This is a genomic window from Pseudoduganella albidiflava, from assembly GCF_004322755.1.
GTDB lineage: Bacteria > Pseudomonadota > Gammaproteobacteria > Burkholderiales > Burkholderiaceae_D > Rugamonas > Rugamonas albidiflava.
Window position 1 is genome coordinate 6,429,735 of the sequence record NZ_CP036401.1, and the last position, 15,331, is coordinate 6,445,065.

Genomic DNA, 15,331 nt, shown 5'->3' on the forward strand with positions numbered 1-15,331 from the left:
TTGTTTTTTTACGAGTACCGAACATGACCTTCTCCCTGCCAAATCCCGCGCAGCTGCGCACCGATGTCCTGTCGGGCATCACCGTTTCGCTGGCCCTCGTGCCGGAGGCGATCGCCTTCGCGCTGCTGGCGCACGTCAGCCCGCTGACCGGCCTGTATGCCGCGTTCATCGTTTGCCTCGTCACCTCCGCATTGGGGGGCCGGCCGGGCATGATCTGCGGCGCGGCGGGCGCGCTGGCCGTGGTGATGACGAGCCTCGTGGTCTCGCACGGGCCCGAATACCTGTTCGCGGCCGTGGTGCTGATGGGTGTGTTCCAGTTGCTGTTCGCCGCGTTCAGGCTGGGCAAGTTCATCCGCATGGTGCCGCATCCGGTGATGCTGGGTTTCGTCAACGGCCTGGCCATCGTCGTCTTCATCGCCCAGTTCGGCCACTTCAAGGTGGGCGGGCAGTGGCTGCGGGGCGATGCGCTGTGGACGATGCTGGGGCTGGTGGCGCTGACCATGGCGATCATCTACGTGCTGCCGCGGCTGACGAAAGCGCTGCCGGCATCGCTGGCGGCGATCCTGCTTGTCTCCGGCCTCGTGGCCGCGCTGGGCATCGATACGAAAACCGTCGGCGACATGGGCTCGATCGCCGGCGGCCTGCCCACGTTCCACCTGCCGCAGGTGCCGGCGACACTGGACACCTTGTACATCGTGCTGCCGTACTCGCTGATCCTGGCCGCCATCGGCCTGATCGAAACGCTGCTGACGCTGAACCTGATCGATGCCATCACCGATACGCGCGGCAGGCCGAACCGGGAAAGCATGGCGCAGGGGCTGGCGAACGTGATCAGCGGCCTGTTCGCCTCGATGGGCGGCTGCGCGCTGGTCGGCCAGAGCATGATCAACATCAACAACGGCGCCCGGCACCGCATCTCCGGCATCACGGCCGCGCTGTTCCTGCTGGGGTTCATCGTGCTGCTGTCGCGCTGGATCGAGATGATTCCGCTGGCCGCGCTGGTGGGGCTGATGTTCGTGGTCTGCGAAAAGACCTTCGCCTGGGGCAGCCTGCAAACGCTGCGCAAGATTCCCCGGCAGGATGCCGTGATCGTGGTCGGCGTCACGCTGATCACCGTGCTCACGGACCTGGCGGTGGCGGTGCTGGCCGGCGTGGTGTTCGCGGCGCTGGTGTTCGCGTGGCAGCACGCCAAGGAAATCCGCGCCGACATCTCGACCGACGAGCGCGGCTGGAAGGTGTACACGCTGAAGGGCTCGCTGTTCTTCGCCTCGACGGCCAACTTCGCCGCGCTGTTCGACCCGAAGAACGACCCGGCGCACGTGGTGGTCGAATTCCGCGACGCGAAGGTGGTGGACCACTCGGCCGTGGAAGCGATCGACACGCTGGCCACGCGCTACCAGCAGGCCGGCAAGACGCTGCACTTGCGGCACCTGTCGCCGGACTGCCTGGAAATCCTCACGAATGCCAAGGGCATGGTCGAGGTGAACGAGTTCGAGGACCCGCACTATCACATCGCCGATAACCGGCTGGCGTGACCGAAGAAAACCGGTGGCTTGACCGGTGGGTTCGCGAAGCGTGCTTTGCAAAATCGGTGACACAAAAACGGTGACAGGCACCATTTTTCCGGAAACAGCTGTTTCAGATTAATTGGTGACTGTCACCGTTTTTCCGGAAACAGATGTTCCAGATTAATTGGTGACTGTCACCGTTTTTGATGTCGTTCACCCCAAAGGCGTAACCCTGGGGTCAGACCCGGCGGGTCTGACCCCGGCCGTTGCAGTAGGGTGAAAAGATTTTCGGGATGCGGATCGCGAAAGTTCCCAACGTTACGGGTTTTCGCTGACGATCACCGGCGAGCCGCCGGACTGTTCGGTGGCGATCTGCGACAGCGCGTCGAACAGCTCGCCGCCGTCGCGCGTGTCGATCCAGCGGCCATCAACACGGCGGTAGTGGAAGCCGCCGGAGCGCGCGGCCACCCACAGTTCCTGCATCGCGGCCTGGCTGTTGACGATGACCTTGGAACCGTTGTGCAGGAATTCGATTTCCAGCACGTTGCCGTTGCGGCTGCATTCGACATCGAGCCGGTTGTCGTCGTTCAGGCGGTCCAGCGCGGCTTCGATGGCATTCAGCGTGCTGTCGGCCAGGTCCAGGAATTCGGTTTCGGTCATGCTACACTCCAAGGGTTCTGTAATAACGAGATTCTAATCGTGAAGTCCACTCCAGCGCGTATCTTGATTCCCATGCTGATCGCCGTATCGCTTGCCGGTTGCGGCCAGACCGGTGCCCTGTACCTGCCAAAGCCCCCCGTCAAGACCGATTCGCCGACCGGCAAGCCCGGCGTGGCGCCACCTTCCGCTCCCGTTCCTTCGACGCCCCCCGCATCACAACAGTAAATTCTTCCGCAGACTCTCAGTTCATCCATGTCCCACTTCGACTATCAGAACGGCGTGCTGCACGCCGAAGGCGTTTCCCTGCCCGCCATTGCAGAGCAATTCGGTACGCCGACCTATGTGTACTCCAGGGCCCAGCTGCTGGACAACTTCGATGCCTATGCAAATGCCTGCGCCGGCCGCGATGCCCTCATCTGCTATGCGATGAAGGCCAATTCGAACCTGGCGATCCTGGACCTGCTGGCGCGCCGCGGTGCCGGCTTCGACATCGTGTCGGGCGGCGAACTGCTGCGCGTGATCGCCGCCGGCGGCGATCCGAAGAAAGTGATTTTCTCGGGCGTGGGCAAGAGCGAGGCGGAGATGCGCCTGGCGCTCGGCCATGACATCCTGTGCTTCAACGTGGAGTCGATCCCCGAGCTGCACCGCCTGAACGCCGTGGCCGGCGCGCTGGGCAAGAAGGCGCGCATCTCGCTGCGCGTGAATCCGAACGTGGATCCGAAGACGCACCCGTACATCGCCACCGGCCTGAAGGCCAGCAAGTTCGGCGTGGCCTTCGACGATGCGCTGGCCACCTACCGTACCGCCGCGCAATTGCCGAACCTGGAGCCGGTCGGCATCGACTGCCACATCGGCTCGCAGCTGCTGGACGACACGCCGCTGCTGGAAGCGCTGGACCGCCTGATCGAGCTGATCGACGCCCTGGCGGCCGAAGGCATCCACCTGCACCACGTGGACCTCGGCGGCGGCCTGGGCATCGACTACGGCGTGGCCGGCGAAGAGCAGCCCGCGCCGGCTGGCGATTACGTGAACCGCGTATTCCAGCGGGTCGATGCGTGGCGTGCGGAAAAGCACGGCGGCCGCGGCATCAAGGTTATCTTCGAGCCGGGCCGTTCGATCGTCGGCAATACCGGCGTGCTGCTGACGAAGGTGGAATTCATCAAGCACGGCGAAGAGAAGAACTTCTGCATCGTCGACGCGGCGATGAACGACATGGCCCGCCCTGCCCTGTACCAGGCGTGGATGGACATGCAGCCCGTGGTCAAACGTGAAACGGCCGGCGCCGTGTTCGACGTGGTCGGCCCGATCTGCGAATCCGGCGACTGGCTGGCGCGCGACCGCGAACTGCCTGTCGAGGCTGGCGACCTGCTGGTCATGAAGACGGCCGGCGCGTATGGCATGACGATGGCGTCCAACTACAACACCCGCGGCCGCGCCGCCGAGGTGATGGTCGACGGCGGCCAGGTGCACCTGGTGCGCCGGCGCGAGACGCCGGAAGAGCTGTTCGCGCTGGAGTCGGTGATCCGCTGAATATTGCCTGAAATCGGGGTCAGACCCCGATTTCAGGAAACTTCCGAGACCTCAGGCAATGTTGCTCGAAAAATGGGGTCCGTCCCCATTTTTCAGGCAACTTTTCAGGCGCTGGCGCGAGCCGGCGCTTTGCTTTTCTGGCGCGCCCACCACACCCGCATCAACAGCAGCGCGCCGACGATGCAGGCGAACAGCAGCGGCTGCGCCAGGTCGTTCTTGGCGGACTTCATCCACCAGTAATGCAGCACGCCGAGCGGCACGATCGCGTAGACCAGCCGGTGCAGCCACAGCCAGTTCTTGCCGCCCAGCCGTTTCACCATCGCGTTGGTGCTGGTGGCCGCCAGCGGGATCAGCAGCACGAAGGCGATGAAGCCGACCAGGATGAACGGCCGCTTGGCGACGTCCTTCAGCATGGCCGCCACGTCGAAGAAATGGTCGAACCACAGGAAGGTGATGAAGTGCAGCAGGCCGTAGAAAAACGCGTACAGGCCCAGCATGCGCCGCAGCTTCAGCACCCAGTTCCACTTCGACAGGCGCCGCAGCGGCGTGACGGCCAGCGCGATGCACAGGAAGTACAGTGTCCAGTCGCCCGTCGAGTGCGTGATGTATTGCAGCGGTTCGACCAGCGCGTCGGTGAAGACGAGGTAGACCAGGCGGGCGAGCGGCACCAGCGCCAGCACGTGCACCAGCGCCTTGATGCCCGTGAGCTGCCGCGCGGTGGGCTGCATCAGAACCATTTCTTGAGATCCATGCCCGAATACAGCGAGCCCACGTCGTTGTAGCCGTTGAAGAGCAGCGTCTTGCGCTTGCGCGACAGGAACGAATCCTCGCCGATGCGCCGCTCGGAAGCCTGCGACCAGCGCGGGTGATCCACGTCGGGATTCACGTTCGAATAAAAACCGTATTCGGACGGTGCCGACTTGTTCCATGCGGTGCGCGGCATGTCGCGTGTAAACCGGATCTTGACGATCGACTTGGCCGACTTGAAGCCATATTTCCACGGCACCACGAGGCGCACCGGGGCGCCGTTCTGGTTCGGCAGCACTTCGCCGTACATGCCCAGCGTGAGCAGGGTCAGCGGGTGGTTCGCCTCGTCGATGCGCAAGCCTTCCACGTAGGGCCAGTCCAGCACGCGGCTGCGCACGCCGGGCATCTGCTGCCGGTCCGCCAGCGTGATGAATTCCACGTATTTCGCGTTGCCGGTCGGTTCCACGCGCTTGATGATTTCCGAGAACGAGTAGCCCACCCACGGGATCACCATCGACCAGCCTTCCACGCAGCGCAGGCGGTACACGCGTTCTTCCAGTGGCGCCAGCTTCAGCAGCGAGTCGATGTCGAGCGTCATCGGCTTCTTCACTTCGCCTTCGATCGCCACCGTCCACGGCCGTGTGCGCAGGGTGCCCGCATTCTCGGCCGGGTCGCTCTTGTCGGTGCCGAACTCGTAGAAATTGTTGTAGGTGGTCGCGTCCTTGCGGGGGGTCTGCTTGTCCAGCGCGGAGTACGAGGGATTCAGCCTGGCCGGCAGTTTCTGGCCGGTGCCCTGGGCGAACGCTTCGCGCGTCAGCATCTCGAGCAGTGCGCCGCTGGCGATCGTGCCCGCGGCGATCTGCCGGATGAAATCGCGCCGCGCTTCGAACACATGGCGCGGCGTGATTTCGGAGGAGAACGGCAGGTCGATGCCGTTGGAGGAACGCTTGATCAACATGATGGCTCCGGGCGGGAAAAATTATATGAACCTTACACCAATCCCGGTAACCATTCGTTTAGGACAGCATTAAGCGCTCCCGGTCCCGCTTACAGCTCGCCATAGGAATGCAGGCCCGACAGGAACATGTTGACACCCATGAAGGCGAACGTGGTGACCACCAGGCCGACCAGCGCCCACCATGCGCCCACGCGGCCGCGCAGGCCGGACATCAGCCGCATGTGCAGCCATGCCGCATAGTTCAGCCACACGATCAGTGCCCAGGTTTCCTTCGGGTCCCACGACCAGTAGCCGCCCCACGCTTCGGCCGCCCACAGCGCGCCCAGGATCGTGGCGATCGTGAAGAAGGCGAAGCCGGCCGAGATCGACTTGTACATGATGTCTTCCAGCACTTCGGCATCGGGGATGCGTTCCGCCAGCCGGTTGCGCAGCAGGTTCGTCACGGCGAACAGCACCACGAGGCCGAGGATGAATTTGCTGGTGCCCAGCGTGGAATTGCGGATCGCCTCGCTCGCATCGGTCACGAAGGCAACCAGGTTCATGATGGCGATGAACCCCAGCGGCACGGCCACCAGCCAGATCCACATGGTGCGCGGCCGTTCATACTTCAGCAGGAACGCCCAGCCCAGCATGGCGGCCAGCGCGAACGTACCGTAGCCGATGAAGTTGGCCGGCACGTGGATCTTCATCCACCAGCTCTGCAGCGCCGGTACCAGGGGCTGGATCTCGTGCGCATCGCGCGTGACGGTGTACCACAGCAGGAAGCCAACCGCCGCCGAGACGATCAGCATCACGAACGGGCCCAGCTGGCGGGTCGCGTAGCGGCCTTCGTAGTACAGGTGGAACATCGCCGTGATCAGGCAGAACAGGATGAAGACCTCATACAGGTTCGAGATGGGAATGTGGCCGACGTCGGGCCCGATCAGGTAGGACTCGTACCATCGCACCATCATCGCGGTCCAGCCCAGCAACAGGCCACCCCAGCACAGCCGCGCGCCGATCGCGCCGCCGGCGGAGGAACGGGCCACCAGCCCGATCCAGTAGAACAGCGTGGACAGGAAGAAGAACACGCTCATCCACAGGATCGCGGACTGGCTCGACAGCATGTAGCGCAGCCAGAAACGCTTCTCGCCCGCCGCCAGCTCGCCGCCGTACATGGCGATCGCGCCCAGCGCCAGCACCGCCATCGCCAGCATCAGCCCGCGCATCGGCTTCCAGTGCCAGCCCAGTGCCGCGAAGGTGGGCACGGACAGCAGCAGGATGGCCTTTTCGTACCCGTCCATGTACGCGCCGTAGCGGTTCAGGCCGAACAGCGCGCCGGCCAGCAGCGCCAGGCCGAACAGCCAGTCGAAAGCCGACAGCCGGCGGAAGTAGCCGGGGGTGGCCGCGTAGGGTTGGTTTTGGGTAATTTCCATCATGGTCTCCAGCTTCTCGTATCGTGCCTTGCCTGCCGCCTGCCGTCCGCCTGCCGTCCGCCTGCTTTTTGGCCCGCTCCGCCAGCTTACGCCTTCAGCGGCAGCTTTTCCTTCAGTTCGTCGAATTCGCGGTCGAAATCGAGCGTGCGGCGCTGCGTGCTCATCGCCATCAGCGCGTGCGCCCCGTCCTCCTGGCCGCGGACCCACACCCACAGGCGCCGCTCGCGAACGTAGAACATCGCGAACACGCCCAGCACGAGGAACAGGCAGCCCAGGTACACCACCGACTTGCCGGGCGAACGCGTCACCTGGAACACGGAAGCCTTCACCTGCTCGAACTCGTCCAGCTGCAGGTAGACGGGCGCGCCATAGAAGAAGCTGTCGGACAGGGCATTCATCGACAGCTGCAGCCAGCGCGCATGCTTCTCGTCCGGCGCGATGGCGGCCAGGCCGTCGCGCTCGCGCGCCACGTTCCACAGTTCCCACAGCGTGCCGTTGAGTATCTTCATGAAGATGTCAGCCGCCTTTTCCTGCTCCGCCTTCGGCACCTTTTCCAGGAAACGGCTGACCGACATGTAGCCGCCCGCCTCCTTGTCGCCGGCGAAGATCTCGAGGCTCTTCAGGGCCGACAGCGCCAGCTGCGACTGTACCGTGTCGCTTTTTCCACCGCCTGGCGACATGCGCGCCGCATACGTGCCGGCGGCACGTTCGCGCAGCGCCGGGTCGTGCAGCGCGGCGCGCAGGCGCATCCAGTCGCGCACGCTGTGTTCATCGTCGGCCGGGATGCGCAGGTAGCTGAACGGATCGCCCGGGCTGGCGCGCACCCCGGACAGGAACATCGGCACGCCTTCCAGCGTGACCGGCTGCATGTAGTTCTGGAATTCGCGCGCCTGGCCGGTCTGGTCGCGCACCTTGTACTGCACGCTGGGGCCGACGTTCTGCAGATCCTTGTTGTTGGCGTTCTTGGCGGCCGAACCCAGGTGCTTGTCGAGGCCCAGGGCAAACGCGCTGCCCAGCTTCTCGCCCTGCTTCACGGCGCGCACGTCCTGGCTGGCGGTGTTTTCCACGTTGAACGGGCGGAAATCGGTCCATTCGACCGTGTGGGCATCGTCCAGCCTGGTGGCGTTGCCGACGATGCCGTCGATCGCGAACTTGCCGCTTTGCGTGCCCTGCATGGGGAACCCGGTCAGTTTCAGCTTGCTGCCGCCATCCTCGAAGCTGGCCTGGTACACGGCCAGGCCTTTCCAGATGAACGGCTTGTTGACTTCGATGGTGGCCGTTTGCGTCTCGCCGGTGGCGTTATCGCGCACCACCACATCGCTGGCAAACAGCTTCGGCATGCCGGTACTGTAGAAATCGATCGTGAACTTCTTCAGCTGGATCGTGAATGGCAGGTCCTGGATCAGCACCCCGTCCGGCCGCGACAGCACGGCCGAGCTGCTGGCCTGCCCTTCCGGGATCACGGTATTGCCGCGGAACGTGGGATTCGACACGCCCAGGCGGTGCTTGTCCGGGATCGCCGCGATCAGGCCGTCGCCGGTAAACGGTGTCTTGTCCAGCGCCCACTGCTGCAAGCGGATGGGAATATCCGAATCGAGCAGCCCGCCCACGCAGATGATGACGATGGCGCTGTGGGCGAAGATGTAGCCGAACTTGTTGGCCGCGCCGCGCTTGGCCGCCACCAGCAGGCCGCCGTCCTTTTCCACGACCCTGGCCTGGTAGCCCGCATGCGCCAGGCGCTGCGCCACCTGGCCGGCCAGCGCGTTCGCCTGCAGCGGCGACTGCCATTCGGCCTTGTGGTGGAAATTGCGCAGCGACTGTTCGCGCACGTTCTCGCGCCAGCTGCGCATGTCCTTCACCATCTTCGGCGCATTGCGCACCACGCACAGCGAGGTGGAAACGACGAGGATGCCCATGATTACCAGGAACCACCAGGCCGAATACACGGCGTACAGCCCCAGCTTGTCGAACACGTCGAACCAGAACGGGCCGAACTGGTTCACGTAGTTCGGCATCGGCTGGTTCTGCTGCATGATCGTGCCGATGATGGCGGAAATCGCGATCATCACCAGCAGCGCGATCGCGAAACGCATCGAAGACAGCAATTCGACCGCTTCGTTGAACGCCTGGCGGCGGGTATTGAGACGGATGCCCGTCGTGCTGGTGGTGCTCATACGGTGGTGCTCATGCGACTGTACTCATTTGACACTTCATGTGGAACTGCATGTGAAGCCCGGCTTTTTGTATACAATTTCGTCAGGCATAGTAACAAAAAAAATGGCGGCCCCGTCGAGGTAGCCGCCTTTTTTTCCATGTCATCCGCCTGTCGACCGCGCGTGCGCTGTCAATCAACCCAGGCACCCGCTCATTTCAGTCCGGCCACGTAATCGGCCACGGCCTTGATTTCATCGTCGGTCATGCGCTGCGCGATCGTCGTCATCTCGACGCTGTTCTTGCGGCCGTGGCCCTTGAACGCGCCCAGCTGGGCAATCGTGTAGTCCTGGTGCTGGCCGCCGATGCGCGGGTATTTCGAAGGATTGCCGGCACCGGCCGGGCCGTGGCAGCTGGCGCACGCCGGCACGGCTTTCTCGGCCAGGCCGCCGCGGTAGATCTTCTTGCCCAATTCGATCGACTCGCGGTTTTTCGCGGCGCCCGGCTTCTGCGACTGGGCGGCCAGGTACGCGGAAATGTTCTTCTTTTCCTCGTCCGTCAGCATCTTGGCGTACGTCGTCATGATCGGCTGCGCGCGATCCGGCTTGGTGAAGTCCACCAGCTGCTTGTACAGGTACCCCTCGGGTTGTCCGGCGAGCTTGGGATTGGCGACGATCGTGGAATTGCCGGCGGCGCCGTGGCAGGACAGGCAGGAAGGCAGGCCGCGGGCGGGATCGCCGTCGGCATAGAGCGTGGCGCCCTTGGCCGGATCCACTTTCGGCGCCTGCGGGGTGGCGGCGCTGGCCGTCCCCGCGAAGAGCGCCATCATTGCTATGAACATCGAGCGTACCACTGGTGAATACCTACGATTCATTCAGCACCTCATTTAGCCAGCTTAAGGAAACGAGTCAATAAAATGTCGCAATGTTCGAGTGCTCCGACCTGCCCGGAAGCGGGCCGTAACTCCTTATTGTACAATAGCTTCCCGGCACGACTGCCTGTTCTCGTAGCAATTCTTCATGTCCAAGCTCTGGCAAGCCCGCTTCTTCACGACCGTCAACCACCTGCGCGACCTGCCCCGTACCACGGTGCCGGAGATCGCCTTCGCCGGCCGTTCCAACGCGGGCAAATCGACCGCCATCAATATTCTCTGCAACCAGAAGGGGCTGGCGTTCGCCTCGAAGACGCCGGGCCGCACGCAGCACATCAACTTCTTCAGCGTAGGCGGGGCGCACGTGGCCATGCACCGCCATGACCCGACCAACATGGACGAGGTGCGCTGCCTGATCGCCGACCTGCCGGGCTACGGCTATGCGGAAGTGTCCGGCGACGCCAAGCTGCACTGGCAGCGCCTGCTGGGCGACTACGTGCAGCGCCGCGACCAGCTGGCCGCGCTGGTGCTGATGATGGATGCGCGCCGCCCGTTCACCGACCTGGATATCCAGATGCTGGAATGGTTCGCTCCCACGGGCAAGCCGATCCATTGCATCCTGACCAAGTCCGACAAGCTGACCCGCAGCGAGGCGGTAAACACGCTGCGCCAGGCCCAGGCCAAGCTGGACAGCTATGTCGACGAAGACGGCGAAGGCTTCCCGTTCACCGTGCAGCTGTTCTCGGCGCTGAAGCGTGTCGGCATCGACGAAGCCACCGCGAAGATCGAGGAGCTGGTCGGGCTGAACGTCGATCCCCCCGCGCCCGAACCCGAGTCCGAGTCCGACCCCGAATAAGGAATCCCCAGCGATGCACAGCTCCCACTTCTCCGCCCAGTTCCCCGCGATGCGCATGCGCCGCATGCGCCGCGATCCGTTTTCCCGCGCACTGATGCGCGAGAACGTGGTCACCGCGGCGGACCTGATCTACCCGGTCTTCATCCTCGAAGGCAGCAACGTGCGCGAGCCGGTGCTGTCGATGCCGGGCGTGGAACGGGTCTCGGTCGACCTGCTGCTGAAGGTGGCCGAAGAGTGCGTGTCGCTGGGCATTCCGGTGCTGGCGCTGTTCCCGGTCATCGACGCATCGCTGAAGACGCCGGACGGTATCGAAGCCACCAATCCGGAAGGCCTGGTGCCGCGCGCCGTGCGTGAACTAAAGAAGAATTTCCCTGAGCTGGGCATCCTCACCGACGTGGCGCTGGACCCGTACACCAGCCACGGCCAGGATGGCCTGATCGACGAAGCCGGCTACGTGATCAACGACATCACCACCGGCATGCTGGTGCGCCAGGCGTTGACGCAGGCCGAAGCGGGCGTGGATGTCGTTGCGCCATCGGACATGATGGATGGCCGCATCGGCGCGATCCGCCAGGCGCTGGAAGGCAAGGACCACATCCACACGCGCATCATGGCTTACTCGGCCAAGTACGCCTCGGCGTTCTACGGCCCGTTCCGCGATGCCGTCGGCTCGGCGAAGAACCTCGGCAAGGGCGACAAGAACCAGTACCAGATGGATCCCGCCAACAGCGACGAGGCACTGCGCGAAGTGGCCGGCGACCTGCAGGAAGGCGCGGACATGGTGATGGTGAAGCCCGGCATGCCGTATCTCGACATCGTGCGCCGCGTGAAGGACGAGTTCAAGGTGCCGACGTTCGCCTACCAGGTCAGCGGCGAATACGCGATGATCAAGGCGGCCGCGCAAAACGGCTGGCTCGACCACGACAAGGTGATGATGGAATCGATGCTGGCCTTCAAGCGCGCCGGCGCCGATGGCGTGCTGACGTATTTCGCACTGGATATCGCGCGCAAGCTGAAGGGCTTGTAAGCCTGTCGCACAGCCACCGATCAAGCGGGCCGCCGGCCCGCTTTTTTATTGCCCAGCTGGTCGCAAAACAACACCGGGCCCACCCGCATACCTGGGGACAGTCCCCGTTTCTTGGCAACTTTTCCACGAAAATAAGCCGAAAACAGCAGTGGTCGCATAGCTATTAGCCAGCTATTCGGAATGTTTCCAAAAAATGGGGACTGTCCCCGAATCTTGGCAACATTGCCTGGAGCTATTGGGTTGAGGCTGGCGCCAGGCAGAGATCCGGCTCCCCGGCCAGCCGTTCCGTGAGCCATTCCGCGAACACGCGCAGCTTCGGCGCCGCCATCCGCCCGCGCGGATACAGCAGCGAGACCGGCATCGGCGCCGGCGGGGTGTCGGCCAGCAATGCCACCAGCTCGCCCCGCTCCAGGTGGCCGCGCACCTGGTAGCGGGCCGCCTGCGTGATGCCGAGGCCCTGCAGCGCGCAGGCCACGTTGGCATCGGCATTGTCGACCGCGATGCGGCCCGGCACCTGGGTCTTGACGAGCTCGCCATCGGCGAGGAAGTCCCAGTCGAACGGCCGCCCCGTGCGGCCGGAGAAATGCACGATGCCCTGGTGGTGCCGCAGGTCGCCGATGCTCTGCGGCGCACCGTGGCGATCCAGGTAGGCGGGCGCCGCGCACGTCACGAAGCGCATGCTGCCCACCTGCCGCCCCACCAGCGATGAATCCTGCAAGTCGCCCACGCGCAGCGCGCAGTCGATGCCTTCCTGCGTGAGGTCGACCAGCCGGTCCGAAAAGCTGAGCGTGAGCGCCAGCTCGGGCCACGCCTCGGCAAAGGCGGCGATGTGGGGCAGGACCACGTGGCGGCCCACGGCGTCCGGCAGGTCGACCCGCAGCGTGCCCCGGGGCTTGCCGGCGCCGGCCCGGAAACCCTGTTCGGCCAGCGCCACCGCATCGAGGATCTGCACGCACTGCGCGTGGTAGTCGGCGCCATCCGGCGTCAGCGCCAGCTTGCGCGTGGTCCGCTGCAGCAGCGTGGTGCCGAGGTACGCTTCCAGGTTCTTGATGGTGGCCGTGAGCGCCGCGCGGGGCAGGCCCAGCGTTTCGGCCGCCCGGGTAAAACTGTTCGCTTCGACGATGCGCACGAAGACTTGCATGGCCCGCAGTTTGTCCATGGTGGCGCCTATTGTTCACATAAAGTGAAAAGTATAGGTCGATTATTGGGGGATTATCTTCTCTCTTTCGCTGCGTACACTTTCCCCATCCAATCCTGCCGGTACGCGGCGCCCCCGATGGCGGATCACAGGCCATCGGCGACGCCCCAGACTGGTCCCATTCACTTCCATGGGGAACGCCATGACATCGCATCAAGAACCGCATGACCATATCGCACCCTCGATGGTGCTGCTGTTGGCCGCCGCCGCCGGGCTCATCGTCGCCAACCTGTACTACGCGCAAACCCTGGTGGGGCCGATCGCGGCCGCCACCGGGCTGTCGGCCAGTGCGGCCGGGCTGATCGTCACGCTGACGCAGGTCGGCTATACGCTGGGGCTGCTCTTCATCGTGCCGCTGGGCGACCTGCTGGAAAACCGCCGGCTGGTCGTGACCGCGCTGGCCGCCACGGCCGTGGCACTGGCCGTTGCCGCCTTCGCCACCAGCGCGCCGGTGTTCCTGGCCGCGGCGCTGGCCATCGGGGTGGGCTCCGTCGCGGCGCAGATCCTGGTGCCGTTCGCCGCCCACCTGTCGCATGAATCGAAGCGGGGGCACACGGTCGGCAAGGTCGTCAGCGGGCTGCTGCTGGGGATCATGCTGGCGCGGCCGGTGGCCAGCCTGGTCGCCGACCACGCCAGCTGGCACGTGGTGTTTGCCGGCGCGGCCGGCTTGATCGCGCTGCTGGCCGTCGTGCTGCGCGTGAAATTGCCGCAGCGGGTGCCGCAGTCGCGCACATCGTATGCAAAACTGATCGGTTCGCTGTGGACGCTGTTCCGTACCACGCCCGTACTGCGCCGCCGCGCCGCCTACCATGCCGGCCTGTTCGGTGCGTTCAGCCTGTTCTGGACCGTGGTGCCGCTGGCGCTGGCCGGTCCGTCGTTCGGCCTGTCGCAGACGGGTATCGCGATCTTCGCGCTGGTCGGCATGGCCGGCGCGGTCGCTTCGCCGGTTGCCGGCAAGCTGGCCGATGCGGGCCACAGCCTGCCGGCCACGGCCGCCGCGCTGGGCCTGGGCATCGCGGGCTTCGCCCTGCCCCTGCTGTTTTCCCACGCCACCGGTTCGCACCATGTGGCGCTGGCGATCCTGGTGGTGGCGTCGATCGTGCTGGACATGGGCGTGGCGGCCAACCTGGTGCTGGGCCAGCGCGCCATCTTCACGCTGGGCGCCGACGTGCGCAGCCGCCTGAACGGCCTGTATTTCGCCGTGTTCTTCGCGGGCGGCGCGGTGGGTTCCGCGCTGGGCGGCTGGGTGTATGCAGGCTACGGCTGGCACGCCGCGCTGCTGGCCGGCATGGCGATGCCGGCCGCGGCCCTGCTTTACTGGGCCGGCGAGGCGCTGCAACGCGCCCCGCAGCGGGCCTGATGGATGGCTACCGGCCCGCCGGGCGGATATAGCGCGGGTACATTTCCTTCAGCAGGAAGGCACGCAATTCCGCCTCGTCTTCCTTCCGGGCGCTCATCTTCACGACACGGCCCAGCCGGTGCGATTCCCATTCGAAGTCGCCCGGCTTTTCCTTGCGGATCAGCTCGATCATCTTGGTGACGACGGCATTTTCAATGTCGATCTCGCTGCCCAGCTCGACCTTCACCTGCGACAGCCAGCGGCGCTTGAAGTTGGTGTTCCAGCCGCGGAATTTCAGGTCGGCGCTGTTGAATGTCTGGTTTTGCACGTCGAAGATGCCGCCCGAATCGTCGCGCTCGCCAGCCGAGTTGCGCCCTTGGGCGCCCATGATGTTGGCAACCGCGCGGGCCTTGGCTTTCGCATCGGCGCTCTCGGCGCTTTCCGTGGTCGGGGTCTCGACGGCGCCGCGGCGGCGGCGTGCCGCTTCCACCATCTGCGACATGTCGGTCACGTCCGGTGGCGGCGGCGTCATGTCGGCCTTCACCGGCGGCGGCGGGGTTTCCTGCCGGTTCGGATCGGTGATGGCGTCGTTGTTGGTGCGCTTGATGGGCGGCGGCGCCGGGCGCGGCTTGGCCTGGGCGACTTTCGGTTGCTTTTGCGGCGCCGTTTTTTGCGGCGCCGTTTTTTGCGGCGCGGGCTGCGGTTTGGGCGGCGTGGGCGTCGGCGATGGCGGCGTGATGTACACCATCTCGCCAGCCTTCGATGGCGGCTTCAGCTTGATCAGCGTTTCCGGGTTCATCATGATCAACGCGACGATCAGGACGTGCAGGCCGATCGCAATGGCCAGGCCGGTGCGGTTCGGCTTGTTGTCGCCATACCGGAGCGGCAGGCCAACGGCCGGGATGACCTGGCCGCAGGTGGGGCAGACTTCGTCGGGACCGTGGGTATGGCTGTGCTGGAGCAAGATAAACCGTTTTCTGTGCGCAAACCGGCGGTGCCGGGCCAAGTCGGGCAAGCTTACGCGAGCTTGCAGTTAACGGATGTTACCGTATGTATCCGCACCTTGTGAGC

14 protein-coding genes are annotated in these 15,331 nt (G+C 64.8%); 6 read left to right on the forward strand and 8 right to left on the reverse strand.

From position 1 onward, the window contains the following. Nucleotides 1–23 precede the first annotated feature (23 nt). Nucleotides 24–1,535, forward strand: a complete 1,512-nt coding sequence (locus EYF70_RS26600) for a SulP family inorganic anion transporter (protein WP_131148075.1) — start codon at nucleotides 24–26, stop codon at nucleotides 1,533–1,535. A gap of 291 nt (nucleotides 1,536–1,826) precedes the next feature. Here EYF70_RS26600 and cyaY read toward each other — a convergent pair whose 3' ends face one another. Continuing rightward, nucleotides 1,827–2,168 carry an iron donor protein CyaY gene (cyaY, locus tag EYF70_RS26605; protein WP_131148076.1) on the reverse strand — a complete coding sequence of 114 codons (342 nt, stop codon included), beginning with the start codon at nucleotides 2,166–2,168 and terminating at the stop codon, nucleotides 1,827–1,829. A 39-nt stretch (nucleotides 2,169–2,207) separates the two neighbouring features. Between cyaY and lptM the strand changes: the two genes are divergently transcribed. Then, nucleotides 2,208–2,393: an LPS translocon maturation chaperone LptM gene (lptM, locus tag EYF70_RS26610; protein ID WP_229420576.1), complete on the forward strand. Its 186-nt coding sequence runs from the start codon at nucleotides 2,208–2,210 to the stop codon at nucleotides 2,391–2,393. Between the two features lie 27 nt (nucleotides 2,394–2,420). Next, on the forward strand, nucleotides 2,421–3,698 hold the full coding sequence (gene lysA, locus EYF70_RS26615) for a diaminopimelate decarboxylase (protein WP_131148077.1): 1,278 nt from the start codon (nucleotides 2,421–2,423) through the stop codon (nucleotides 3,696–3,698). A 104-nt stretch (nucleotides 3,699–3,802) separates the two neighbouring features. On the opposite strand, the gene msrQ is transcribed toward lysA, so the two are convergent. The 5 genes from msrQ to EYF70_RS26640 all read right to left on the reverse strand — a co-directional run bounded on the left by msrQ (nucleotide 3,803) and on the right by EYF70_RS26640 (nucleotide 9,843). After that, complete coding sequence (msrQ, locus tag EYF70_RS26620) at nucleotides 3,803–4,435, reverse strand: protein-methionine-sulfoxide reductase heme-binding subunit MsrQ (RefSeq protein WP_131148078.1); 633 nt, start codon at nucleotides 4,433–4,435, stop codon at nucleotides 3,803–3,805. Beyond that, the gene (msrP, locus tag EYF70_RS26625; RefSeq protein ID WP_131148079.1) at nucleotides 4,426–5,403 is read right to left on the reverse strand and encodes a protein-methionine-sulfoxide reductase catalytic subunit MsrP; all 978 of its coding nucleotides are present in this window, start codon (nucleotides 5,401–5,403) and stop codon (nucleotides 4,426–4,428) included. Before msrP ends, msrQ begins: the two co-directional genes overlap by 10 nt. 89 nt (nucleotides 5,404–5,492) lie before the next feature. Then, entirely contained in the window at nucleotides 5,493–6,818 is a 1,326-nt protein-coding gene (ccsB, locus tag EYF70_RS26630) for a c-type cytochrome biogenesis protein CcsB (protein WP_131149369.1), read from the reverse strand. 86 nt (nucleotides 6,819–6,904) lie between these two features. Continuing rightward, nucleotides 6,905–8,992, reverse strand: coding sequence for a cytochrome c biogenesis protein ResB (locus EYF70_RS26635; RefSeq protein ID WP_131148080.1), 2,088 nt, complete (start codon nucleotides 8,990–8,992; stop codon nucleotides 6,905–6,907). Between the two features lie 191 nt (nucleotides 8,993–9,183). Beyond that, nucleotides 9,184–9,843 (reverse strand): c-type cytochrome, encoded by a 660-nt coding sequence (locus EYF70_RS26640; protein WP_131148081.1) that lies wholly within the window; start codon nucleotides 9,841–9,843, stop codon nucleotides 9,184–9,186. Between the two features lie 145 nt (nucleotides 9,844–9,988). Between EYF70_RS26640 and yihA the strand changes: the two genes are divergently transcribed. After that, nucleotides 9,989–10,696: a ribosome biogenesis GTP-binding protein YihA/YsxC gene (gene yihA, locus EYF70_RS26645; RefSeq protein WP_131148082.1), complete on the forward strand. Its 708-nt coding sequence runs from the start codon at nucleotides 9,989–9,991 to the stop codon at nucleotides 10,694–10,696. Between the two features lie 13 nt (nucleotides 10,697–10,709). After that, complete coding sequence (hemB, locus tag EYF70_RS26650) at nucleotides 10,710–11,723, forward strand: porphobilinogen synthase (protein WP_131148083.1); 1,014 nt, start codon at nucleotides 10,710–10,712, stop codon at nucleotides 11,721–11,723. Between the two features lie 232 nt (nucleotides 11,724–11,955). Here hemB and EYF70_RS26655 read toward each other — a convergent pair whose 3' ends face one another. Continuing rightward, nucleotides 11,956–12,882: a LysR family transcriptional regulator gene (locus tag EYF70_RS26655; protein ID WP_131148084.1), complete on the reverse strand. Its 927-nt coding sequence runs from the start codon at nucleotides 12,880–12,882 to the stop codon at nucleotides 11,956–11,958. A gap of 181 nt (nucleotides 12,883–13,063) precedes the next feature. On the opposite strand from EYF70_RS26655, the gene EYF70_RS26660 reads away from it, so the two are divergent. Then, nucleotides 13,064–14,281: an MFS transporter gene (locus EYF70_RS26660; protein ID WP_229420578.1), complete on the forward strand. Its 1,218-nt coding sequence runs from the start codon at nucleotides 13,064–13,066 to the stop codon at nucleotides 14,279–14,281. A 7-nt stretch (nucleotides 14,282–14,288) separates the two neighbouring features. Here EYF70_RS26660 and EYF70_RS26665 read toward each other — a convergent pair whose 3' ends face one another. Beyond that, nucleotides 14,289–15,224, reverse strand: a complete 936-nt coding sequence (locus tag EYF70_RS26665; RefSeq protein WP_131148085.1) for a hypothetical protein — start codon at nucleotides 15,222–15,224, stop codon at nucleotides 14,289–14,291. Nucleotides 15,225–15,331: the final 107 nt, after the last annotated feature.